Below are 21379 nucleotides of genomic sequence, written 5' to 3' on the forward strand. Positions count from 1 at the left end.
CGGCAGCTCCTGCATTTGGAATGCGTTCCCCCTGTAGGAGCTGCCGAAGGCTGCGATCCTTTGATCTCGAAAAGCAGGCAAAAAAAATCCCCGAACCAGTCGGGGATTTTTCATGCTTGATCAATCAGCCCAGAGGCGGATCAATCTTCGCGATAGCGACGCAGCTTCAACTGCTTACCGGCAACGCGAGTGTCCTTCAGTTTGGTCAGGAGTTTGTCCAGACCATCTTCCGGCAGCTCAACGAGGCTGAAGCTGTCACGCACCTGGATGCGACCGATCGCTTCACGGGCCAGACCGCCTTCGTTAAGGATGGCGCCCAGCAGGTTTTTCGCAGCGATACCATCACGCGCACCCAGCGCGGTACGGCAACGAGCACGGCCTTCGCCCAAAGGCATTGGCGCGCGACGCTCGCGGTCACCACGATCAGGACGGTCGCCAGTGCGCTCAGGACGGTCGCCACGCGGTGCGTTGTTCGGCACCAGTGGACGTTCCTTCTCGATGGCAGCCAGGTTCAGCGCTTGACCGTTGGTGGCTTTGCGCAGCAGGGCTGCAGCCAGAGCACGCGGGGTGCAGCCGATGTCTGCAGTCAGACGATCGAGCAACTCACCGTGAGTCGACTCGGCATCAGCGACCAGCGGCGACAGGCTGTTGGTCAGTTTCTTGATGCGCGCATCGAGAACGGCTTGAGCGTCCGGCAGGCGTACTTCGGCAACTTTCTGACCGGTTACACGCTCGATCACTTGCAGCATGCGGCGCTCACGCGGAGTCACCAGCAGCAGTGCACGACCTTCGCGACCGGCACGGCCGGTACGGCCGATACGGTGAACGTAGGATTCCGGATCGTACGGCATGTCAACGTTGAACACGTGAGTGATGCGCGGAACGTCCAGACCACGAGCAGCTACGTCGGTCGCGACAACGATGTCCAGACGGCCATCTTTCAGCGAGTCGATGACGCGCTCACGCTGGTTCTGGGCGATGTCGCCGTTCAGCGCCGCAGCTTTGTAGCCTTTGGCGTCGAGGGCACTGGCCAGATCCAGGGTCGCCTGCTTGGTACGTACGAACATGATCAGAGCGTCGAAATCTTCCACTTCCAGCAAGCTGAGAACGGCCGAAGTCTTCTGGTCAGCGTGAACCAACAGGTGAGCCTGTTCGATCGCGGTAACAGTCTGAGTCTTGGTCTGGATCTTCACGTGTTGCGGATCGCGCAGATGGCGTTCGGCAATGGCGCGGATCGACTGCGGCAGGGTAGCCGAGAACAAAACGGTCTGACGGGTCGCTGGCAGAGCCTTGAAGATGACTTCCAGGTCATCCATGAAGCCCAGTTTCAACATTTCGTCAGCTTCGTCGAGAACCAGGTGGTTAACGGTCGACAGAACTTTTTCGTCGCGACGAAGGTGGTCGCACAGACGACCCGGAGTGGCGACAACGATCTGTGCGCCATTACGGATTGCTTTCAGTTGTGGGCCCATCGGCGCGCCGCCGTAAACGGCCACAACGGTAACGCCCGGCATTTGCTTGGCGTAGGTTTCAAAAGCGGTTGCTACTTGCAGCGCCAACTCACGAGTTGGCGCCAGGATCAGGGCTTGCGGTTCGCGCTTGGCAGGATCGATGCGGTGCAGAATAGGCAGTGCGAACGCGGCGGTTTTACCGGTACCGGTTTGCGCCTGACCAATCATGTCCTGGCCGGCCATGATGATCGGGATCGATTGCTGCTGAATCGCCGAAGGCTCTTCGTAGCCGGTCGCTGCGACGGCTGCAAGAATATTCGGGTTAAGATTAAAAGCGGCGAATCCGCCGGTTTCCTGGGTCATGGGTCTGCCTCTAAGTGCATCCGCAAAGACCCATGCTCCAAAGCTGCGCATGCCGTGTTGAGACTCAAGAGTCGCCCTGGCAGCTTTGTCGGCGGGGATTTGCGAAAACGAATGAATGAAAAAAAAGAATCGTCCGGGAAGAGCCCGCAATGCGGACGTGCAGCCGAAGCTGACTTCGGGGAATTGCGCTACCTAAACGCGGCCCGGTTAAAGGCCGGCGCGCACTATACCGGATTTCGCCCGAAAAGGGAGCTTTTTTTATCGGCTGAATGCGTGTGTCACCGCTATGTAACGGGGTTTTGCGGATAATCGCGCCAAGGTCTATTTTTCAAAGGCCCGGCCCTGCGGGTGATGACGCTTAAACGATTCACTGCGCTGCGGCATACCGTCGCTGCCCCGCCCTTCCCGCCCGAGGATTTCGCCATGAATCAGCCCTGTGCCGGCCGCGTCAGCCGAGAACGCCGAGGTCACGTCCACCTGATTGGCCTGGATCGAGCGGCCAAACGCAATGCTTTCGATCTCGACCTGCTCAATGACCTGAGCCTGGCTTATGGCGAGTTCGAGGCCGACAGTGAGGCGCGGGTAGCGGTGGTGTTTGGCCACGGCGAGCACTTTACCGCCGGTCTGGATCTGGTCAACGCCAGCTCGGCTTTGGCCCAAGGCTGGCAGGTTCCGACCGGCGGTTGCGATCCGTGGGGGGTTTTTGTCGGACCTCGGGTGAGCAAACCTGTGATTGTCGCCGCGCAAGGGTACTGCCTGACCATCGGCATCGAGTTGATGCTGGCGGCAGATATCAATCTCTGTGCGAGCAATACCCGCTTCGCACAAATGGAAGTGCAGCGTGGGATTTTTCCTTTTGGTGGCGCGACTTTACGTTTTCAGCAAATTGCCGGTTGGGGTAATGCCATGCGCTGGCTGCTGACCGGCGATGAGTTTGATGCGCACGAAGCCTTGCACTTGGGACTGGTGCAGGAAGTGATGGCCAGTGAAGATCTGCTGCCACGGGCGATTGAACTGGCTGAACGGATTGCCCGGCAGGCGCCGTTGGGGGTGCAGGCGACGTTGATGTCGGCGCGGCAGGCGCGATATGAAGGTGAGACGGCGGCGGCGCAAGGGTTGCCGGCACTGGTGAAGAAGTTGCTGGCGAGTGAGGATGCCAGGGAGGGAGTGCGGTCGTTGGTGGAGCGGCGACCCGGGATCTTCAAAGGGATCTGAAAATTTGGCGCCTGTCATGACGCCATCGCGAGCAGGCTCACTCCTACAAGGGAACGCATTTCAATGTAGGAGTGAGCCTGCTCGCGATAGGGCCAGCAAGGCCAACAGCCTCAGGTGGCCGGGCGAATACTGTTGATCAACGACTGCAACGAATACCCCAACCGCGGCGCCAGCGCCTCGGCCCGCGCAGTCAGTGCCTGCATGTCCAACATCTGATCAAGGTCCGCCGGCACAATCAGAATCACATTGCCCTCCTTCACCGGCAGCTCCCAGTAATGCCGGTGATACAGCCCGCGCAACAACGCCGCGCCCAGCGGCTTGCCGTCATCGGTGGCCCACTGGTTGATCACCAGCCAGCCGCCCGGATTCAGGCGCTTCTGGCAGTCACCGAGAAAACTCCAGGCCAGATGCCCGACACCCGGGCCGACATCGGTGTACAGGTCGACAAAAATCAGATCCGCAGGCTCTGCCGTCGGCAGCAGTTCAATGGCGTCACCGACGCGAATGTACAAACGCGGATCATCATCCAGGCCCAGGTATTCGATGGCCAGACGCGGCACGTCAGGGCGCAACTCGATGGCTTCGACATCTTCCAGCGGCAAAAACCTGAGGCAGGCCTGAGTCAGCGTTCCGGCACCGAGCCCGAGAAACAGCGCACTCTCCGGTTGCTCATGGCACAACGCGCCAATCAGCATCGCCCGGGTGTAGTCGTATTCCAGCCAGCTCGGATCAGCGGTGAACACACAGCTCTGCTCGATGGCATCGCCGAACTCGAGAAAGCGGTAATCGGCCACTTCCAGCACGCGAATCACGCCGAACTCATCCTGTACTTCGGCGAGCAGATGCTCGACGCGCTCCTCAGTCATTTCGTCTCCTGATGGTCACCGGGCGCGGTGACGCGATGGCACCGCTGTGGCGCCGTGGCAAAGCGGCGATTGTCGGTGATGGGGCGGGAGCAGGTCACGCACTAATTGCTGCTAACATGGCCTTCCGTGCGTAGAACCTTAGAGACCGTGATGAGCCAACCGTGGAGCCCTGACAGCTGGCGCGCCCTGCCGATCCAGCAGCAACCCCAATACCCCGACGCCGCGCACCTGCGCCAGGTCGAACAAACCCTGGCCAGCTATCCGCCGCTGGTGTTTGCCGGCGAGGCGCGCGAACTGCGTCGTCAGTTTGCCGAAGTCACCCAGGGTCGGGCCTTCCTGCTGCAGGGCGGCGATTGCGCGGAAAGCTTTGCCGAGTTCTCTGCGGCAAAGATTCGCGACACGTTTAAAGTGTTGCTGCAAATGGCGATCGTCATGACCTTCGCCGCCGGTTGCCCGGTGGTCAAGGTCGGGCGCATGGCCGGTCAGTTCGCCAAACCGCGCTCGGCCAACGACGAGACCATCGACGGCGTGACGCTGCCGGCTTATCGCGGCGACATCGTCAACGGCATCGGTTTCGACGAAAAGAGCCGTGTACCCGATCCGGAACGCCTGCTGCAGTCCTACCACCAGTCCACCGCGACGCTGAACCTGTTGCGCGCGTTTGCTCAGGGCGGTTTTGCCGACCTGCATCAGGTGCACAAGTGGAACCTCGATTTCATCGCCAACTCGGCGCTGGCCGAGAAGTACAGCCACCTCGCCGACCGCATCGATGAAACCCTGGCGTTCATGCGTGCCTGCGGCATGGACAGCTCGCCGCAACTGCGCGAAACCAGTTTCTTCACCGCTCACGAAGCGTTGCTGTTGAACTACGAAGAAGCCTTCGTGCGTCGCGACAGCCTGACCAACGATTACTACGATTGCTCGGCGCACATGCTGTGGATCGGCGACCGTACTCGTCAACTCGATGGCGCGCACGTTGAATTTCTGCGTGGCGTGAACAACCCGATCGGCGTCAAGGTCGGCCCGAGCATGAACCCGGATGACCTGATCCGCCTGATCGACGTGCTCAACCCGGACAACGATCCGGGGCGCCTCAACCTGATCGCGCGGATGGGTGCGAACAAGGTCGGCGATCACCTGCCGGCGCTGATTCAAGCGGTACAGCGTGAAGGCAAGCAAGTGCTGTGGAGCTCCGACCCGATGCACGGCAACACCATCAAGGCCAGCAGCGGTTACAAGACCCGCGACTTCGCGCAGATCCTCGGTGAGGTTAAACAGTTCTTCCAGGTGCACGAAGCGGAAGGCAGCTATGCCGGCGGGATTCACATCGAGATGACCGGGCAGAATGTCACCGAGTGCATTGGTGGCGCGCGGCCGATTACTGAAGACGGCTTGTCGGATCGCTATCACACCCATTGTGATCCGCGGATGAATGCCGATCAGTCGCTGGAGTTGGCGTTTTTGATTGCTGAAACCCTCAAGCAGGTTCGCCGCTAGACCGCGTCGCGCAAACTTGTAGGAGCTGCCGAAGGCTGCGATCTTTTGATCTTGTTTTTTATAGGATCAACATCAAAAGATCGCAGCCTTCGGCAGCTCCTACAGGGATCAGTCCAGTTCTGCCAATGCCACCCGCAACCGCGCCGCACTCTCGCGCTGACAATTCAATTGCAGCCGCGCAAGCCCCAGCCAATCTGCCATCTGCCGCAAATTCACGGCCAGCGCCAACATCCCTTCCTCATCCAGCCCCGGCTCTTCCTCGTGCACCGCATGCACCGCCAACTGCCCCGCCGCCCGTTCGGCACGCAAATCCACCCGCGCAGCAATCCGCTCGTTGTGCAAAAACGGCAACACGTAATAGCCGTAGACTCGCTTGTCCTGCGGCGTATAAATCTCCAGCCGATAGCGAAAGTCGAACAAGCGCTCAGTCCGGCTGCGTTCCCAGATCAACGAATCGAAGGGCGACAACAACGCACTGGCCGCCACTTTGCGCGGGACTTTCGGCTCCGGCAGGCAATAGGCGATTTGCCGCCAACCGGCGACTTCGCACATTTGCAGCTGCCCTGCTTCGACCAGTTCTGCAAGGCGCGGACGCGCATCCGCCGGGTTCAGGCGAAAGTAATCACGCAGGTCTTTCTCTGTACCAACGCCCAATGCCTGCGCTGCATGCAGCAACAAGCCACGCTGCGCTTCGGCCTCTCCGGGCAATGTCTGTTGCAGAATCGATGGAGGAATCACCCGCTCCGGCAAATCATACAAACGCTCAAAACCGCGACGCCCCGCCACCGTGACTTCACCGGCGGCGAACAACCACTCCAGCGCATGCTTTTCAGCACTCCAGTCCCACCATGGCCCGGCCTTGTCTTCACGGGTTGAAAGGCTGCCGGCGCCCAACGCGCCCTGCTCTTCCACCGAATTCAAGACCCGACGAACCACGTCCTGCTGCTCACGACCGAATTTCGCCAGTTGCTGGTAGATATCCTCGCCACGCTTGGCGCGCTGCATCCGCCAAGCCATCAACGGATACATCGACAGCGGCAACAACGACGCTTCATGCCCCCAGTATTCGAACAACGTGCGACGTCGCCCCGAACTCCAGGCAGCCTGGTCGAGCAAATCAGAAGAGTAGGCACCGAGACGGGAAAACAGCGGCAGGTAGTGCGAGCGCACCACGGCGTTGACGGAGTCGATTTGCAGCAGACCCAGCCGTTCGATCAGCCGGTTGACGTGAGCGGCTTTGACAGTCGGCGGCTGGCGCCCGTTGAACCCTTGGGCCGCCAGCGCCAGTCGTCGCGCCTGTTTGAGGGAAAAGGATACTGTTGCGGGCATGAGCATCTCCTTGTCTGCTCGCAACCTACCTCACTGGAAGTTGGTTTGTGTAGCGCTTTGCTCATCATTTATGCAGTGGGTCATTTATGCATCGGGTCATCCCAGAACGGCCGCACGGCTTCGTGTTCAACGTCGGCACGACTGACGCCGATGTCCTTCAACGCTTCATCACTCAGACTGGCGAGCAACTCGCGTTCACGGTGCAGTTCGTACCAGCGGCTAAACTTGTGCAGCAGATCGGAAACGATATGGCCGTGGCCGGAAAATTTTGCTTCGTCTACATACTCTCTTTGACCTTTCATCGTGTTGCCCTCCTTGTGGATGGATCAAGTCTCTGCCTGGCGCTAAGATCAATCCAACGAATGTTTCTGATGGCATGCATCACGGAGATTCATCAATTGTCGGCCTACCCCAGTATCGATACCGATGTCCTGCGCACCTTTGTCGCCATCGCTGATCAGGGCGGTTTCACCCGCGCTGGCGAAATGGTCAACCGCACGCAATCGGCGGTGAGCATGCAGATGAAGCGCCTGGAAGAAGACGTGTTGCAGCGCCAGTTGTTCGAGCGTGATGGACGTCAGGTGCGCCTGACCGCCGAAGGTCAGGTGTTGCTCGGTTACGCGCGGCGCATCCTCAAGCTGCACAGTGAAGTGTTCAACACCTTGCGCGAGCCGCACATGGTCGGCACCGTGCGCATCGGCACGCCGGATGATTACGTGATGCGTTTTCTGCCGGGGATCCTGTCGCGGTTTGCGCAGTTCTATCCGCTGATCCAGATCGAAGTGCATTGCGAGTCGACTAAACAATTGCTGCAGCGTACCGATCTGGATCTGTCGATCGTCACCCGCGAACCGGGTAACGAGATCGGCCAGTTGTTGCGCAAGGAGCGTTTTGTCTGGGCCGAGGCGCAGAATTTCAGCGCCCACGAACAAACACCGCTGCCGCTGGCGATGTTCAACAGTGATTGCTTCTGCCGCTTGTGGGCGTGCAATGCGCTGGATGCGATGGGCCGCGATTACCGCATCGCTTACAACAGCACCAGCCTATCGGCGCTGATGGCCGTGGTCAGCGCGGGTCTGGCGATCACTGCGCAACTGGAGAGTCTGATTACCCCGGACATGCGCATTCTCGGAGCCGAGGAAGAACTGCCGCTGTTGCCGGAAGCCAGCATCATGCTGATCCGCAACCTTAACAACCCTTCGCCGATCACCGAGTGCCTGGCCGAGCACATCGTCGAAGGCTTCAAACTTTAAACGCGAGCATCACCGCGCACAGCACCAGAAAACCGCAGAACAGCCCGCGCAGGTATTTTTCCGGCATGGCGTGGGCGACTTTCACCCCCCAACTGATGCTCGCCAGACCACCTAGGGCCAGCGGCAGGCCGATTATCCAGTCCACTTCCTGATGCACCGCGTAGGTCACCAAGGTCACGCCGGTACTTGGCAGCGCCAGCGCCAGCGACAAGCCTTGCGCGACCACCTGCGTGGTGCCGAACAGGCTGGTCAGCACGGGCGTCGCCACCACTGCCCCGCCGACACCGAACAGACCGCCCATGGTTCCTGATGCAGCCCCGAGAACACCCAGCCACGGCCATGAATAACGCATCTCGGACGTTGCTGCGGGTTGGCGACCGAACATCTTCAACAGGTTGTAAGCCGACAAAACGACAAGGAACGCGACAAACCCGACGCGCATGGTTTGCGCGTCAATGCCGACCGCCCAGATCGACCCGACCCGGGCAAAGCAGACCCCCATCCCCGCCAGCGGCAGTGCGTGACGCAACTCGATGCGATTGCGCTGGTGATACCGCCACAGCGCCAGCATCACGTTAGGCACGACCATGACCAGCGCCGTGCCTTGGGCGATCTGTTGATCCAGGCCGAACCAAACGCCCAGCAACGGAATGGCGATCAAGCCGCCGCCGATGCCGAAGATGCCACCCAGTGTGCCAAGCGCCGCGCCGAACAGCAGGTACAACAAAAACTCCATCACAGCCGAATTCCTCTCACGTCAGGCGAATCATCCTACGCAGTCGCGGCTGGCGTGGAAACGCATAGCAACGCACAATGGCTATGCCGATTTCGCACAGGCGTTCGCTGACCATGAATCCCAATCAATTGACCGAGCAACTTGGGCTATTTCTCGATGTATTGGAAAGTGGCAGTTTTTCCGCCGCTTCGCGTCGTCATCCGCTGACACCTTCGGCGGTCGCGCGGCGTATCGACAGCCTGGAAAGCGCGGTCGGCAGCCAGTTGTTCATTCGCAGCACTCACGCCGTACTCGCCACGCCGGCCGGTCTCGCGTTTGCCGAACGGGCCCGGCGGATCGTCGCCGAATTGCAACTGGCCCGAGCTGAAGCGGTGTCGCTAAGCAGTGCGCCAGAGGGCCTGATTCGCATCGATGCCCCGGCAGCCTTCGGGCGACGGCATCTGGCACCCGTAATCGCTGACTTTCTCGTTCTGTATCCGGGCCTGGACGTGCAATTGCACTTGATCGACAGCTTCGTCGATATGGCCGGTTCCAATCTTGGCAAAGTCGATCTGGTCCTGCGCGCAGGGCAAATGGCTGATACCCGATTGGTGGCCACACCCTTGGCGAGCATGGTGCGTATTGCCTGCGCCAGCCCTGACTACCTCAAACGCCGTGGTGTGCCCGGCAGGCCCGCGCAACTGAGCGAGCATGACGGCCTCGACTGGGACGGCCTCGCACCGCCCTTCGCCTGGCGCTTTGAACAGGACGGCCAGATGCAACTGCACCGCCCGGGGCGAATCCGCATGAGCGCCAACAACGCCGAAGCATTGGTCTGTGGCGCCTTGGCCGGATTGGGCATTGCCCATCTACCGACCTGGCTGGCCAGTGAATACCTGTTACGCGGCGAATTGCTGCCATTGTTTTGCGAAAGTGGGCTACCTAATCCGGAGTCCACCGGCATTTACGCGTTGCGCATGGAACAGCAGACGAATTCGCGTAGTCGCTTGTTGCTGGAGTACCTGAAAAGCCGCTTCAGCCCGGTGCCGCCCTGGGATCTGGCGCTACAGCGAGATTTGGGCCGCCACTGAGGCTGGAGAATTATCTAGCGCATTAAACATTCGGGCGCTAGATTCATGACCATCACCGATCAAGGCTTTGTTATGAAATCCGAGCGCAATACCCCCGACCTTTGCGAAGAACTGCTACTGGATAACCAGGCCTGCTTCGCCCTTCATTCCACTTCACTGATGATGACCAAGGTCTACAAGCCACTGCTGCAAGCGTTGAATCTGACCTATCCGCAGTACCTGGCAATGATGGTGTTGTGGGAAAAGGATGGTTTGACGGTCGGAGAGATCAGCACACGGTTGCTGACCGACCCCGGTTCGCTGACTCCACTGCTCAAACGCCTGGAAGGCGAAGGGTTACTCAGCCGCACGCGCAGTCGAGAGGATGAGCGGGTGGTGATTGTCGAGTTGACCGAGCAAGGCCGCGCGCTGCGTGACAAGGCGCAGACCATTCCGCAATGCATCCTCGGCGCCAGCGGCTTCACCCTGGAACGCCTGCAAAAGCTGCAAGCGGAATTGCAGGCACTGCGCGGTCACTTGCAAGAAAGCCTGATCTGACTTCCACACAGTCCCTGTGGGAGCGAGCCTGCTCGCGAATGCTTAGTGTCAGTCGATATGAATGGTGACTGATACACCGCATTCGCGAGCAGGCTCGCTCCTACATTGATTTCATCGACAAGAAAATATTTTCACCATCTGATCTACCGCGCAATCCGCTCTAACTCAAGCCTTACAACCACCCTCTCATACCCGCCGCTTCGTCGAAGTGCAGCTTTTTTCAAAATTTATCTTGCGCGCAATATATTGGCGCGATACATTTATCTCGCACTTACTTAGCGCGCAAACAATTAGCGCACACAATCACACCCAATGAGGCTCACACCATGCAAACTCTCTACACCGCAATCGCAACCTCCACTGGCGGCCGTGATGGTCGTGCGATCTCCAGCGACAACATCCTCGACGTCAAACTTGCCACCCCGAAAGAACTCGGCGGTGCCGGCGGCGCGGCGACCAACCCAGAGCAACTGTTCGCTGCCGGCTACTCGGCCTGCTTCATCGGCGCACTGAAATTCGTCGCCAGCCAGAGCAAACGCAAAATCCCTGACGATGCCTCGATCACCGCCCACGTCGGCATCGGCCAGATCCCCGGTGGCTTCGGTCTGGACATCGACCTGCACATCAGCCTGCCTGGCCTGGAACAAGCCGACGCACAAGCGCTGGTCGACGCTGCTCACCAGGTCTGCCCGTACTCCAACGCCACCCGTGGCAACGTCGATGTGCGTCTGCACGTCACCGTCTAACCGCTGATAGCCCAGGCCCGAACAGGAAATGAACATGCACACTTTCAGCAAAGTCTTGACCGGTACCCTTCTCGCCCTGTCCATCCACAGTGCATTTGCCGGTGATGTCGAACACAACACTCAGGCATTCCTCGATGTGCTGAATGCCGGCACCGGCAAACCGATGGAACAGCTGACGCCTAAAGATGCCCGCGCCGTGCTGGTCGGCGCGCAGTCCGGGGTCAAGTTGACGCTGCCCAAAGCGGACGTCAGCGAGAAAACCATCCAGGTCGATGGCCAACCGTTGAGCCTGACCATCGTCCGGCCGGCCGGGGTCAAGGGCGAGCTGCCAGTGTTCATGTTCTTCCATGGCGGTGGCTGGGTGCTGGGCGACTTCCCGACGCACGAGCGGCTGGTGCGGGATCTGGTGGTCGGTTCTGGAGCGGCGGCGGTGTTCGTCAATTACACGCCATCGCCGGAAGCGCATTACCCGGTGGCGATCAACCAGGCCTACGCCGCAACGAAGTGGGTCGCAGAGCACGGCAAAGAGATCAATGTCGACGGCAAGCGTCTGGCCGTGGCGGGCAACAGCGTCGGCGGCAACATGGCGGCCGTGGTTGCACTGATGGCCAAAGACAAGGGCACGCCGGCGATTAAATTCCAGGTGCTGCTATGGCCGGTGACGGATGCCAATTTCGATACCGGTTCCTACAACCAGTACGCCGAAGGACACTTCCTCACGCGCAACATGATGAAGTGGTTCTGGGACAACTACACCACCGACGCCAAACAGCGCAGCGAGATCTACGCCTCGCCGCTGCGGGCCACCACCGCACAACTGAAGGGCCTGCCGCCCGCGCTGGTGCAGACCGCCGGCGCCGATGTCTTGCGTGATGAAGGCGAAGCCTACGCACGCAAACTGGACGAGGCCGGAGTGCCGGTGACGTCAGTGCGGTACAACGGCATGATTCACGATTACGGTTTGCTCAACGTGGTCAGTCAGGTGCCAGCAGTGCGTTCGGCGATGTTGCAGGCATCTGAAGAACTCAAGGAACACCTGAAGTAACCACAATCCCATTGTGGGAGTGAGCCTGCTCGCGAAAGCGGAGTGTCATCCAGTGATGTGCTGGCTGACAGAACGCATTCGCGAGCAGGCTCGCTCCCACAGGGAATAGGTGTGGAGCACAAAACCCAGGCACAAAAAAGCCCGACTCGATGGTCGGGCTTTTTCTTTCCGCGAAAAGCAGTGCTTATTTGGCACGGCCTTTGTAGGAACCGCCTTCGCGGGTGTCGATTTCGATCTTGTCACCGATTTCGATGAAGTCAGCAACCTGCAGCTCGGTACCGTTGGCCAGCTTGGCTGGCTTCATGACTTTGCCGGAAGTATCGCCGCGGGCCGAACCTTCGGTGTAGTCAACTACACGTACGATGGTGGTCGGCAGCTCTACGGAAACCAGACGCTCTTCGAAGAAGATCGCTTCGCAAACATCGGTCATGCCTTCTTCAACGAAAGGCAGAACAGCTTCGATGTCTTCAGCGTTCAGCTCGTACATGGTGTAGTCAGTGGTGTCCATGAACGTGTAGGTGTCGCCGCTGATGAAGGACAGGGTCGCTTCTTTGCGGTCGAGGATTACGTCGTCCAGTTTGTCGTCAGCGCTGTAAACGATCTCGGTCTTGTAACCGGTCAGCAGGTTTTTCAGCTTGGTCTTCATGATCGCGCTGTTACGGCCCGACTTGGTGAATTCAGCTTTCTGAACCAGCCAAGGATCGTTCTCGAGACGGATCACGGTACCGGGTTTCAGTTCTTTACCAGTTTTCATTGCGAATATCCGAATTTGGATGGGATTTACAAAAATCTAGGCCGCGTATCATATCCAATTTAGGTAAAACTGTACCAGCGCTGCGGCAAGATCGGCCTGCAAGCCTTGTTCCAGACACCATTTTTCGGCATTTTCCTGCAGTTCGGGCCAGTGTTTGCGGCTCGCCAGCCAGTGATCACCGATCGGCTGCCCGGCACTCCAGGCTCGCCAAAGACCGTTCATCGCCTCAGTAGCGGCCGGCGACAGACCTTTCGTGTACAGCGCAAGAAACGCGTCGAGTTTGTCCAGGTGGATGTCTTCGTCCTGCTGATAGATGTGCCAGAGCATCGGCCGCCCCGCCCATTGCGCGCGAACGAACGAATCCTCGCCGCGCACGGCGTTGAAATCGCAGCACCACAGCAGGTGATCATATTGATCCTGTCGGACGAACGGCAGGACCTGCACGGTCAATGACTGCCGCACATGGATCGCACCGACCGTCAGGGTTTCAACCCCGAGCCAGCGCGCAACATCGCCAAGAATTCGCCCTTCCGGCACCAGTAGATGGGTTGGCGTGGCGTCCGCTGCCAATACGTCCAGCCAACTGGCCAGCCCGGCATTCTCGTAGGCAAATAACGAAATCAGCTGCGCCTCAGGCGCGCGATCAATGCCCAGGCCCTGCAGGAATTGTCGCTGCGCCTCGGGATCCTGCTGAAACTGCTGACGCTGCTCAAGCAATCCACGCTCACGCAGCAAGCCGCCAGTACCGGGCTGGAAGCCGGGGAAAAAGAAGATTTTCTGCACCGATTTGTATTTCACCGATGGCAGACCATGACAGCCAAAGACCCAGTCCTCGGCGCTGAGGTAGTCGAGGTTCATCCACAACGGCGGCTTTTCGCGTTCGGCCATCGCGTCCATGTAATCACTGGGCAACTGACAGGCGAACGCGGCGATGACCACATCCGCCGCGTCAGTCTGTGCCCACTCACTCGGCCAAAGGCGCACCTCGACGCCCTGCTGCCATTGCTGCGCGGCGTTGACGTCAATGTCCGGGCAGATCCGTTCGAACGCACGCAGGTCATCGACCCACAGGCGCACCGCCAAAGAGTGCTCGGCGACCAATTGCCGGGCCAGACGCCAGGTCACGCCGATATCGCCATAGTTGTCGACTACGGTGCAAAAAATATCCCAGCGGGTGTTCACTTCCGGCATTCAAGACTCCCGTTGGCAAAAGCAGCGATTGTCCGCATAAATGACCTCGTGCAGAAGAGCCGACGAGTATTAATCTTCGTGCGACAATCGCCACTTGCCCGTAATCATCCGCCAGGAGGCAGCCATGCCCTATCGTCCCAATCCGCGCCGCCCATTGCCTGTACAGCTTAGCGCGCTGCATCTGACCGGCAGCATTGCCTTGGGCATGTGGCTGGGTTTTCTCGCCATCGCGCTGACCTGCTGGCTGCTGTCGCGTTTTCTGTTCAGCGAACAATTGGCACCGGTCGCGCAGGCGGTGCAGGAACTGGCCAAGCCACCGGCGGCCGTGCAGGTGCAGCCGGATATTCCAGCGCAGAGCCTGTTGTTCGAACAGTACGAAGAAAACCTGCGCAAGAACGAACAGCAGGCTCGACTCGATCAAGCGCGCAGCAGCTCGCGAAATCAGTCCAACCCAAAATGCCAGTTCTGGTTGCAACAGGACCAGACCGCCCCGAGCGAAAAAAGCCGCGCCAACGTTTTGCAATTCTGCGATTGATCATGAACAAGCACATCGTCCACCAACTGATTCTCGACAAACTGCGCATCGACCTCGACATTGCCGAACGCGCTGCGCAAACCGCTTACGAAACCGCGACCCACGAAGAAAACATCGCCGAAAACAAGTACGACACGCTGGGGCTTGAGGCGTCGTATCTGGCGGCGGGTCAGGCGAAACGGGTTGAGGAAATTCGTCAGTCACTGGCGCTGTGTCAGAACCTGACGCTACGTGCCTACGATGAAAATCGCGGTATCGAAATCGGCGCCCTGCTTGGTCTGGAGGACGAAAAGGGTCGCGAACAATGGCTGTTTCTGGCGCCGGACGCGGCGGGTCTGAAAGTCGACGTGGTCGGTCAGCCGATTACCGTCATCACCCCGCGCTCGCCGCTGGGCAAAAGCCTGCTGGGCAAGTTCGAAGGCGATGAGGTGGAGATTCTGGTGGCGGGCACCCGGCAACAGTTCGCTGTCACCGAGGTGCTCTGAAACAACTGATCAGTGAACCGGCAGTTCGACGCCGTCGAACAGTTCTTCCAGCTCTTGCTTGTTGTGGCACTGAATCGCTTTGGCCATGACTTCGCGGGTCAGGTGCGGGGCGAACTTCTCGATGAAGTCGCACATGAAACCCCGCAGGAAGGTGCCGCGACGGAAACCGATCTTGGTGATGCTCGACTCGAACAGTTCGCTGGCATCCAGCACCACCAGATCGTTGTCGAGTTTGGTGTCGACCGCCATTTTAGCGACGATGCCCACACCCAGACCCAGACGCACATAGGTTTTGATCACGTCGGCGTCGGCGGCGGTGAACACCACTTTCGGCGTCAGGCCGCGATGGCTGAAAGCTTCGTCGAGTTTCGAACGGCCGGTGAAACCGAACACGTAAGTCACGATCGGGTATTCGGCCAGAGCTTCAAGGGTCAGCTTCGGCAGCTTGGTCAGCGGGTGGCCCTGCGGCACGACTACGCAACGGTTCCAGCGGTAGCACGGCATCATCACCAGATCGCCGAACAGCTCCAGCGCTTCGGTAGCGATGGCGAAATCGACGGTGCCGTCAGCGGCCATTTCGGCGATCTGCATCGGCGAACCCTGGTGCATGTGCAGCGCCACGTCCGGGTATTGCTTGATGAAATTGCTGATCACCGGCGGCAGGGCATAACGCGCCTGGGTGTGCGTGGTGGCGATCGACAGGGTGCCTTTTTTCTCGTTGGAGAATTCCTGGGCGATCTGCTTGATGCTTTCTACCTTGCGCAGGATCTCACCGGCTGTGGTGATGATGCGCTCGCCGGCCGGGGTGACGCGGGTCAGGTGCTTGCCACTGCGGGCAAAGACTTCAACGCCGAGTTCGTCTTCGAGCAGACGGATTTGTTTACTGATGCCCGGTTGCGAGGTGTAAAGGCTCTGGGCTGTAGCGGAAACGTTGAGGTCGTGGTGCGCCACTTCCCAGATGTAGCGCAATTGTTGAAGCTTCATATGAATCCCTCAAAGCAGGTAGACGCCACGGGCATCAGCGACGGTATATAACTATATTAATGGTTTGAAGAATAAATCTAGAACTTTTTTATCATAGTGCCATTATTCCTGCCTCAGCGATCCTCCCGGCGCCGACGCTCCACCAGCGGCACCAGATAAACCGGCACCTTGGCCAATTGCAGGACCCGGGCCGCCGTGCGCCCCAATGGCGTTTCCGCACCCACCCCGTGGCTGTGACTTCCTACGATCAGCAAATCGACAGAGAGTTTCTGCACCTGGTCGAGAATCACCTGCGACGGATCGCCCTGCAGCACGCGCACTGCGCGAATGCGCTGCAGGTCTTGTTCGCCCTCTTCCCCCAGTTCTTCACGAAAGCTTTCCAGCACCCGCTGTTCGATATTGGCGATGACGGTTTTCAGACCCTGGCTGTGAAATTCGTTCAATGCCTGCTCGTCGAGATAGCTCTGCAACACCGACTCGGCAAACAGCCCCATCGGCTCTACCGCGTGCACCACGTATAAATCGGCATTGAATGTTCGCGCCAATGCCAAGGCATGCTGCATCACTAACGGTGCGTACAGACCGAGGTCAGTGGCATACAGCATCGAACGAATCATATGACCTCCTCGCGTGCCAACATGGCGGAGATTTGATTCAGCTTAGCAGTGCCTTGGCGAGTACGACGTGCGGCGCAACGTCTTGAACCACTGGGGTTTAGATCGACGGTTCGTTGCTGATGCCATGCGGCACGTGGCCAGTGGCAACGACTTCGCGGGCGAGTTCGCAATGGCCGGCCTGATCATCGAAGAAGACGTCGGCGGCGAACGCTTCGAGAAACGCCGATTTGGTCAGGCCACCGAGAAATAACGACTCGTCGAGACGAATGTCCCATTCGCGCAACGTGCGGATCACCCGTTCATGAGCCGGGGCCGAGCGCGCGGTGACCAGCGCCGTGCGGATCGGGCAATCGTCGTCGGGGAATTCGCGCTGCAACAGATTGAGCGCCGCCAGAAAGCCTTTGAAGGGGCCGCCACGCAAAGGCTCGCGGGCCGCTTCGCGCTCCTTGGCCTGGAACGCTTCGAGCCCGCCAGACTGATAGACGCGCTCCGACTCATCGGAAAAAATCACCGCGTCACCGTCGAAGGCGATGCGCAATTCATCACTCGCGGCACGGCTGGCACCACCGGATAAAATCGTTGCCGCCGCGAACCCGGCGTCCAGCGCCGCGCGCACATCTTCCGCATGGGTGGAAAGAAACAGGTCGCAACCAAACGCCTTCAAATAAGGATAAGGACTGCGCCCGCCAACGAACGCCGCGCGGGAAATCGCCAGGCCGTAGTGGTGAATCGAGTTGAACACACGCAGCCCGGTGTCGGCGCTGTTGCGCGAGACCAGAATCACCTCGACCCGCGCACGTCCGAGGCGACTGTTGAGGCTCAGGAGTTTTTCCACCAGCGGGAAGGCATCGCCGGGCGCAAGGATTTCGTCTTCGTGCTCGATCTGATATTGCCGATAGGCTTCGACGCCGCTCGACAGATAGACCTTGTGGCTCTCGCTCAGGTCGAACAGCGCGCGCGACGAAATCGCCAGCACCAGTTTGTCATCGATGTTTTTGGCCATGCCTTCCCCCCAAGCAACCGGCTTAAACGTTGCGCCGGTCGATAAAACTTAAATTGCGATACAACGCTTCGATGCGCGGCAACTCACAGCCTGCCGCTTTCGCCGCTGCCAGTGGCCGAGCGTAGATCGCTTCCAGCTCCAGCGGTCGTTTATGTAAAAAGTCGTGGTACATGCTCGGCCAGTAGTCGGGCATTTTCTCGGTCATCATGAACAGATAGTCGGCGTATCCCGGCGGCACCTCATGGCCACAGGCCTTGGCACCCTGCACCACTTCAGCCATCAACGCCTGAATCGATGCGCGGCTGTCGGCATCAGCCATCAGCTGGGTGGTGCCAGCACCAAGCAGCACCGACAGGCCGTTGTAGGGAATATTCCACACCAGTTTCTGCCAGCGCGCCTGTTGCAGATTGGGCATCGCCTGGGAATCGATCCCGGCAGCGCGGAACATCCCGGAACCCTCCTCGACAATCGCCATACAGGCGGCGTCATTGCTGGATGGACCACTGTGATAACCGACGTTCACCGCGCCCAAGGCTTGATGGGTGACTTGCCCTGGCCCTTCGCGATGCACGCAGATCAGGCACAGGCCGCCCAGCAGATGCAGGGAATCGGGAAGCAATTCACGCAAGCTGTCTTCGACGTCGAGGCCGTTTTGCAGCACCAGCACTTTCGCATCGGGTTTGGCCGCTTGAATGATAGAAGGCGCGAGACCGGCATTGCTGGTGGTTTTCGCCCCGACCAACAGCCAGTCGCACTTGGGCATATCCTCGGCCGCCGAATAGGCCTGCACCGGATTCAATGTCAGCGGGCCATGCACCGCGCTGTTCACCTGCAAACCGCGTTCAGCCACCGCCGAAAACTCGCTGCGCAACAGAAAGTGCACATCGAAACCGGCACGCGCCAGCATCACACCGTAGAAACCACCAATCGCGCCGGTGCCAATGATCCCCACTTTCGGTTTATCAAAGCCCGGTTTATTCACTGCCCCCATCATGGCAACTCCTCTGCAATTCGACCCAGTGCCTGCGCCAATGCCTCGTTGAGTGCATCGGCCGTCAGGCGTGTGTGCAATGCCCCAAAGAATTCGCCGTCGCGCACGACAAACAGCGCCGGCAAATGAAAGACCTGATAACGCTCGACCAACCCGCCGTTGTCGCCGGCATCGATCCAGCACAACTGATTGATGGCCAGATGGAGTCCCGGCAACACCTCGCGGGCATAACGGCAACTGGCGCAGCCGACACTGGTGAAAATCACCAGGGAAACGCCGCTCATCGCCAATAGCCGTTGATCGGCGTCGAAATCGGTCAGTTCGGATTCGACCACTATACTGGGGGAAACAATGTCAAATGACCGACACAGGGAGTCTGTGCTCATGGGACGTTTCATACCTCATCCGGACGAGGTGCCGGTTGAATTAACCTTGCTCAAGCCTGAGTGTATTTCCAGGCAACAGCTGCACACTATCAGCCTCGGCGGCATCGCTTGCAATTACCACCGTGCATGGCGCCATGGCACGGCGCTGCAAGTGCGTATGCCGACGCTGAATGCCGACATCTGTTATCCGGGCTATGTCGCGTGGTGCCTGCGCCGCAAAAAAGGCTATCTGGTGGGCATCGCGTTTACCGATGAGCAGACGCTGTTCAGCGCGCGAATGGGTGAGCAGGTGTGTCAGATCGAGCGCTACTGCCGCATGCACGACACCCATGATGACCTGCAAGAAATTCAGGCGGTGGCCCTGCAATGGGTCGAGCAACACGCCGACGAGTTCTCCCACGACAGCGTGCGCAAGGCTTTTGCGCAGCCAGCGCTGGACTAAAGCACCTTTTGCCCATTGTCGAGCAGGCGCTTTACGCGCTAAGGTTCCGCTCCCCGACGCGCTTAAATCTGCTGTGCTCCGCCGCGCGGGGATCGCTGGCGGCCGGCACCCGTGACCTGACGAGTAAACGATGGCTGATTTACCGATCAACGACCTAAACGTCGCCTCTAACGAGACCCTGATCACTCCCGATCAGCTCAAGCGTGATATCCCTCTGAGCGACGCTGCCCTGCGCACCGTCACCAAGGGCCGCGAAGTCATTCGCAACATTCTTGATGGCACCGACCACCGTCTGTTCGTAGTGATCGGCCCGTGCTCGATCCACGACATCAAGGCTGCCCACGAATACGCCGACCGCCTCAAGGTGCTGGCGGAGGAAGTCTCCGACACCCTGTATCTGGTCATGCGCGTGTATTTCGAGAAGCCACGGACCACCGTTGGCTGGAAAGGCCTGATCAACGATCCGTACCTGGACGACTCGTTCAAGATCCAGGACGGTCTGCACATCGGTCGTCAGTTGCTGCTGGATCTGGCCGAAAAAGGCCTGCCAACCGCCACCGAAGCCCTCGACCCGATCTCCCCGCAGTATCTGCAGGACCTGATCAGCTGGTCGGCGATCGGCGCGCGCACCACGGAATCGCAGACTCACCGTGAAATGGCTTCCGGCCTGTCCTCGGCCGTCGGCTTCAAGAACGGCACCGACGGCGGCCTGACCGTGGCGATCAACGCCTTGCAGTCAGTGTCCAGCCCACACCGCTTCCTCGGTATCAACCAGGAAGGTGGCGTGTCGATCGTCACCACCAAAGGCAACGCCTACGGTCACGTGGTGTTGCGCGGTGGTAACGGCAAGCCGAACTACGACTCGGTCAGCGTTGCCCTGTGTGAGCAGGCGCTGAACAAGGCGAAGATCAAGCCGAACATCATGGTCGATTGCAGCCACGCCAACTCCAACAAGGACCCGGCCCTGCAACCGCTGGTGATGGAGAACGTCGCCAACCAGATCCTCGAAGGCAACCAGTCGATCATCGGCCTGATGGTCGAGAGTCATCTGAACTGGGGTTGCCAGGCAATTCCGAAAGACCTCGCCGACCTGCAATACGGCGTGTCGATCACCGATGCCTGCATCGACTGGTCCGCCACCGAGAACACCCTGCGCAGCATGCACGCCAAGCTCAAGGATGTTCTGCCGAAACGCCAGCGCAGCTGATACGCGTTCTACAGGCATAAAAAAACGCCGGGCATTGCCCGGCGTTTTTTTTGTGTCTGCGGTTCAGATCTTGGCGGCGCGGCGCTGGTGACGCTCCATGTAGCGCTCGACGTAGGAGCACGACGGAATCACCGTGTAGCCCATTTCTTCGGCGTATTGCAGCGCGCTTTCGGTCAGCGCAGCAGCAATGCCACGGCCACGCAGGGCGTTGGGCACAAACGTGCGATAGATATCCAGGGTCTGTTTTCCCAGATCCATATAGGTCAGGTAGGCACGATGACCGTCCACATTGGTCTCGAACTGATGACCAGCCTGGTCATGGTGGATGGACAACGCCTCGCTCATCACTACTCCTCGCGGGTCTTGAATTCTGACCCCTACCTTACCGATGTTTTTCCGGCGAAGGAACAACTACGCCACCCCGTGCCTGATGGACACCGAGAAGAGCCACACCGATCTCGCGCAACCGAGCACCTGATAAATAGTAGGCATCATTGGCAAAAATGCTCAAGGTGCGCTCGTCATCAAGCCGGTTGACGGGGGTTGCTCCGATGGACGCAGGGGTGGCGTGGGAGAAGATCTTCCCGGGCCGCTCACCTGAACATTGCCGGATGTTGAGACTTAAGACGTGCGGCCTTTTTTAAAGTCACCTCAACATGGACAAAAGATAAGCGAA

Annotated in this window: 24 protein-coding genes; 11 read left to right on the forward strand and 13 right to left on the reverse strand. The window is 59.3% G+C overall.

Features of this window, described 5'->3' with window-relative positions; genetic code table 11:
• Window positions 1–140 precede the first annotated feature (140 nt).
• Entirely contained in the window at window positions 141–1814 is a 1674-nt protein-coding gene (locus tag AK821_RS20825) for a DEAD/DEAH box helicase (protein WP_008088238.1), read from the reverse strand.
• 423 nt (window positions 1815–2237) lie between these two features.
• On the opposite strand from AK821_RS20825, the gene AK821_RS20830 reads away from it, so the two are divergent.
• Window positions 2238–3029, forward strand: a complete 792-nt coding sequence (locus AK821_RS20830) for a crotonase/enoyl-CoA hydratase family protein (RefSeq protein WP_064391388.1) — start codon at window positions 2238–2240, stop codon at window positions 3027–3029.
• Window positions 3030–3139: 110 nt separating this feature from the next.
• On the opposite strand, the gene AK821_RS20835 is transcribed toward AK821_RS20830, so the two are convergent.
• Window positions 3140–3895 (reverse strand): spermidine synthase, encoded by a 756-nt coding sequence (locus tag AK821_RS20835; protein WP_064391389.1) that lies wholly within the window; start codon window positions 3893–3895, stop codon window positions 3140–3142.
• Between the two features lie 150 nt (window positions 3896–4045).
• On the opposite strand from AK821_RS20835, the gene AK821_RS20840 reads away from it, so the two are divergent.
• Window positions 4046–5392, forward strand: a complete 1347-nt coding sequence (locus AK821_RS20840) for a class II 3-deoxy-7-phosphoheptulonate synthase (protein ID WP_064391390.1) — start codon at window positions 4046–4048, stop codon at window positions 5390–5392.
• Between the two features lie 108 nt (window positions 5393–5500).
• Here the strand turns inward: AK821_RS20840 and AK821_RS20845 are convergent, their stop codons facing one another.
• Together AK821_RS20845 and AK821_RS20850 are read right to left on the reverse strand one after the other, a co-directional pair.
• Window positions 5501–6721 (reverse strand): winged helix-turn-helix domain-containing protein, encoded by a 1221-nt coding sequence (locus tag AK821_RS20845; protein WP_064391391.1) that lies wholly within the window; start codon window positions 6719–6721, stop codon window positions 5501–5503.
• Window positions 6722–6801: 80 nt separating this feature from the next.
• Window positions 6802–7023 carry a DUF1127 domain-containing protein gene (locus AK821_RS20850; protein ID WP_016985493.1) on the reverse strand — a complete coding sequence of 74 codons (222 nt, stop codon included), beginning with the start codon at window positions 7021–7023 and terminating at the stop codon, window positions 6802–6804.
• 96 nt (window positions 7024–7119) lie between these two features.
• Between AK821_RS20850 and AK821_RS20855 the strand changes: the two genes are divergently transcribed.
• On the forward strand, window positions 7120–7974 hold the full coding sequence (locus tag AK821_RS20855; RefSeq protein WP_177330971.1) for a LysR substrate-binding domain-containing protein: 855 nt from the start codon (window positions 7120–7122) through the stop codon (window positions 7972–7974).
• On the opposite strand, the gene AK821_RS20860 is transcribed toward AK821_RS20855, so the two are convergent.
• Window positions 7964–8713, reverse strand: coding sequence for a sulfite exporter TauE/SafE family protein (locus tag AK821_RS20860; protein WP_177330968.1), 750 nt, complete (start codon window positions 8711–8713; stop codon window positions 7964–7966). The two genes, AK821_RS20855 and AK821_RS20860, sit on opposite strands and share 11 nt — an antisense overlap.
• A 110-nt stretch (window positions 8714–8823) precedes the next feature.
• On the opposite strand from AK821_RS20860, the gene AK821_RS20865 reads away from it, so the two are divergent.
• The 4 genes from AK821_RS20865 (at window position 8824) to AK821_RS20880 (ending at window position 12108) form a co-directional block, all read left to right on the forward strand.
• On the forward strand, window positions 8824–9780 hold the full coding sequence (locus tag AK821_RS20865) for a LysR family transcriptional regulator (RefSeq protein WP_064391671.1): 957 nt from the start codon (window positions 8824–8826) through the stop codon (window positions 9778–9780).
• 72 nt (window positions 9781–9852) lie between these two features.
• Window positions 9853–10317, forward strand: a complete 465-nt coding sequence (locus AK821_RS20870; RefSeq protein ID WP_064391673.1) for a MarR family winged helix-turn-helix transcriptional regulator — start codon at window positions 9853–9855, stop codon at window positions 10315–10317.
• Window positions 10318–10643: 326 nt separating this feature from the next.
• On the forward strand, window positions 10644–11063 hold the full coding sequence (locus tag AK821_RS20875; protein ID WP_064391394.1) for an organic hydroperoxide resistance protein: 420 nt from the start codon (window positions 10644–10646) through the stop codon (window positions 11061–11063).
• 34 nt (window positions 11064–11097) lie between these two features.
• Complete coding sequence (locus AK821_RS20880; RefSeq protein ID WP_064391395.1) at window positions 11098–12108, forward strand: alpha/beta hydrolase; 1011 nt, start codon at window positions 11098–11100, stop codon at window positions 12106–12108.
• Window positions 12109–12292: 184 nt separating this feature from the next.
• On the opposite strand, the gene AK821_RS20885 is transcribed toward AK821_RS20880, so the two are convergent.
• Together AK821_RS20885 and earP are read right to left on the reverse strand one after the other, a co-directional pair.
• Window positions 12293–12862: an elongation factor P gene (locus AK821_RS20885; RefSeq protein ID WP_007908599.1), complete on the reverse strand. Its 570-nt coding sequence runs from the start codon at window positions 12860–12862 to the stop codon at window positions 12293–12295.
• 48 nt (window positions 12863–12910) lie between these two features.
• Window positions 12911–14053, reverse strand: coding sequence for an elongation factor P maturation arginine rhamnosyltransferase EarP (earP, locus tag AK821_RS20890; protein ID WP_064391396.1), 1143 nt, complete (start codon window positions 14051–14053; stop codon window positions 12911–12913).
• A 124-nt stretch (window positions 14054–14177) separates the two neighbouring features.
• Here earP and AK821_RS20895 point away from each other — a divergent pair, with 124 nt between their 5' ends.
• Both AK821_RS20895 and AK821_RS20900 read left to right on the forward strand, forming a co-directional pair.
• A complete protein-coding gene (locus tag AK821_RS20895; RefSeq protein ID WP_064391397.1) occupies window positions 14178–14588 on the forward strand; it encodes a hypothetical protein in 411 nt (136 codons plus the stop codon).
• Between the two features lie 2 nt (window positions 14589–14590).
• Complete coding sequence (locus AK821_RS20900) at window positions 14591–15073, forward strand: GreA/GreB family elongation factor (protein ID WP_064391398.1); 483 nt, start codon at window positions 14591–14593, stop codon at window positions 15071–15073.
• A gap of 9 nt (window positions 15074–15082) precedes the next feature.
• Here the strand turns inward: AK821_RS20900 and cysB are convergent, their stop codons facing one another.
• The 5 genes from cysB to AK821_RS20925 form a co-directional block, all read right to left on the reverse strand.
• The gene (gene cysB, locus AK821_RS20905; RefSeq protein WP_007908591.1) at window positions 15083–16057 is read right to left on the reverse strand and encodes an HTH-type transcriptional regulator CysB; all 975 of its coding nucleotides are present in this window, start codon (window positions 16055–16057) and stop codon (window positions 15083–15085) included.
• A 113-nt stretch (window positions 16058–16170) separates the two neighbouring features.
• A complete protein-coding gene (locus AK821_RS20910) occupies window positions 16171–16674 on the reverse strand; it encodes a universal stress protein (RefSeq protein ID WP_064391399.1) in 504 nt (167 codons plus the stop codon).
• Between the two features lie 97 nt (window positions 16675–16771).
• Complete coding sequence (locus tag AK821_RS20915) at window positions 16772–17677, reverse strand: 5'-nucleotidase (RefSeq protein ID WP_064391400.1); 906 nt, start codon at window positions 17675–17677, stop codon at window positions 16772–16774.
• Between the two features lie 22 nt (window positions 17678–17699).
• Window positions 17700–18671 carry a putative 2-dehydropantoate 2-reductase gene (locus AK821_RS20920; protein WP_064391401.1) on the reverse strand — a complete coding sequence of 324 codons (972 nt, stop codon included), beginning with the start codon at window positions 18669–18671 and terminating at the stop codon, window positions 17700–17702.
• Window positions 18668–19054 carry a thioredoxin family protein gene (locus AK821_RS20925; RefSeq protein WP_064391402.1) on the reverse strand — a complete coding sequence of 129 codons (387 nt, stop codon included), beginning with the start codon at window positions 19052–19054 and terminating at the stop codon, window positions 18668–18670. The genes AK821_RS20920 and AK821_RS20925 overlap by 4 nt, the downstream gene beginning before the upstream one ends.
• Between AK821_RS20925 and AK821_RS20930 the strand changes: the two genes are divergently transcribed.
• Window positions 19053–19496, forward strand: a complete 444-nt coding sequence (locus AK821_RS20930; RefSeq protein WP_007908584.1) for a PilZ domain-containing protein — start codon at window positions 19053–19055, stop codon at window positions 19494–19496. The genes AK821_RS20925 and AK821_RS20930 overlap by 2 nt on opposite strands.
• 130 nt (window positions 19497–19626) lie before the next feature.
• A complete protein-coding gene (locus tag AK821_RS20935; protein ID WP_003226802.1) occupies window positions 19627–20703 on the forward strand; it encodes a 3-deoxy-7-phosphoheptulonate synthase in 1077 nt (358 codons plus the stop codon).
• 63 nt (window positions 20704–20766) lie between these two features.
• Here the strand turns inward: AK821_RS20935 and AK821_RS20940 are convergent, their stop codons facing one another.
• The gene (locus tag AK821_RS20940; RefSeq protein WP_003226804.1) at window positions 20767–21048 is read right to left on the reverse strand and encodes a GNAT family N-acetyltransferase; all 282 of its coding nucleotides are present in this window, start codon (window positions 21046–21048) and stop codon (window positions 20767–20769) included.
• Window positions 21049–21379 lie beyond the last annotated feature (331 nt).

The sequence above is a fragment of the Pseudomonas sp. RIT-PI-r genome, assembly GCF_001297015.1.
Classification (GTDB): Bacteria; Pseudomonadota; Gammaproteobacteria; order Pseudomonadales; family Pseudomonadaceae; genus Aquipseudomonas.

Bases quoted from the DNA above. Each gene is read 5' to 3' on its own strand.
- AK821_RS20825 (WP_008088238.1), bottom strand. From the start codon at position 1,814: ATGACCCAGGAAACCGGCGGATTCGCCGCTTTTAATCTTAACCCGAAT.
- AK821_RS20830 (WP_064391388.1), top strand. From the start codon at position 2,238: ATGAATCAGCCCTGTGCCGGCCGCGTCAGCCGAGAACGCCGAGGTCAC.
- AK821_RS20835 (WP_064391389.1), bottom strand. From the start codon at position 3,895: ATGACTGAGGAGCGCGTCGAGCATCTGCTCGCCGAAGTACAGGATGAG.
- AK821_RS20840 (WP_064391390.1), top strand. From the start codon at position 4,046: ATGAGCCAACCGTGGAGCCCTGACAGCTGGCGCGCCCTGCCGATCCAG.
- AK821_RS20845 (WP_064391391.1), bottom strand. From the start codon at position 6,721: ATGCCCGCAACAGTATCCTTTTCCCTCAAACAGGCGCGACGACTGGCG.
- AK821_RS20850 (WP_016985493.1), bottom strand. From the start codon at position 7,023: ATGAAAGGTCAAAGAGAGTATGTAGACGAAGCAAAATTTTCCGGCCAC.
- AK821_RS20865 (WP_064391671.1), top strand. From the start codon at position 8,824: ATGAATCCCAATCAATTGACCGAGCAACTTGGGCTATTTCTCGATGTA.
- AK821_RS20870 (WP_064391673.1), top strand. From the start codon at position 9,853: ATGAAATCCGAGCGCAATACCCCCGACCTTTGCGAAGAACTGCTACTG.
- AK821_RS20875 (WP_064391394.1), top strand. From the start codon at position 10,644: ATGCAAACTCTCTACACCGCAATCGCAACCTCCACTGGCGGCCGTGAT.
- AK821_RS20880 (WP_064391395.1), top strand. From the start codon at position 11,098: ATGCACACTTTCAGCAAAGTCTTGACCGGTACCCTTCTCGCCCTGTCC.
- AK821_RS20885 (WP_007908599.1), bottom strand. From the start codon at position 12,862: ATGAAAACTGGTAAAGAACTGAAACCCGGTACCGTGATCCGTCTCGAG.
- earP (WP_064391396.1), bottom strand. From the start codon at position 14,053: ATGCCGGAAGTGAACACCCGCTGGGATATTTTTTGCACCGTAGTCGAC.
- AK821_RS20895 (WP_064391397.1), top strand. From the start codon at position 14,178: ATGCCCTATCGTCCCAATCCGCGCCGCCCATTGCCTGTACAGCTTAGC.
- AK821_RS20900 (WP_064391398.1), top strand. From the start codon at position 14,591: ATGAACAAGCACATCGTCCACCAACTGATTCTCGACAAACTGCGCATC.
- cysB (WP_007908591.1), bottom strand. From the start codon at position 16,057: ATGAAGCTTCAACAATTGCGCTACATCTGGGAAGTGGCGCACCACGAC.
- AK821_RS20910 (WP_064391399.1), bottom strand. From the start codon at position 16,674: ATGATTCGTTCGATGCTGTATGCCACTGACCTCGGTCTGTACGCACCG.
- AK821_RS20915 (WP_064391400.1), bottom strand. From the start codon at position 17,677: ATGGCCAAAAACATCGATGACAAACTGGTGCTGGCGATTTCGTCGCGC.
- AK821_RS20920 (WP_064391401.1), bottom strand. From the start codon at position 18,671: ATGATGGGGGCAGTGAATAAACCGGGCTTTGATAAACCGAAAGTGGGG.
- AK821_RS20930 (WP_007908584.1), top strand. From the start codon at position 19,053: ATGGGACGTTTCATACCTCATCCGGACGAGGTGCCGGTTGAATTAACC.
- AK821_RS20925 (WP_064391402.1), bottom strand. From the start codon at position 19,054: ATGAGCACAGACTCCCTGTGTCGGTCATTTGACATTGTTTCCCCCAGT.
- AK821_RS20935 (WP_003226802.1), top strand. From the start codon at position 19,627: ATGGCTGATTTACCGATCAACGACCTAAACGTCGCCTCTAACGAGACC.
- AK821_RS20940 (WP_003226804.1), bottom strand. From the start codon at position 21,048: ATGAGCGAGGCGTTGTCCATCCACCATGACCAGGCTGGTCATCAGTTC.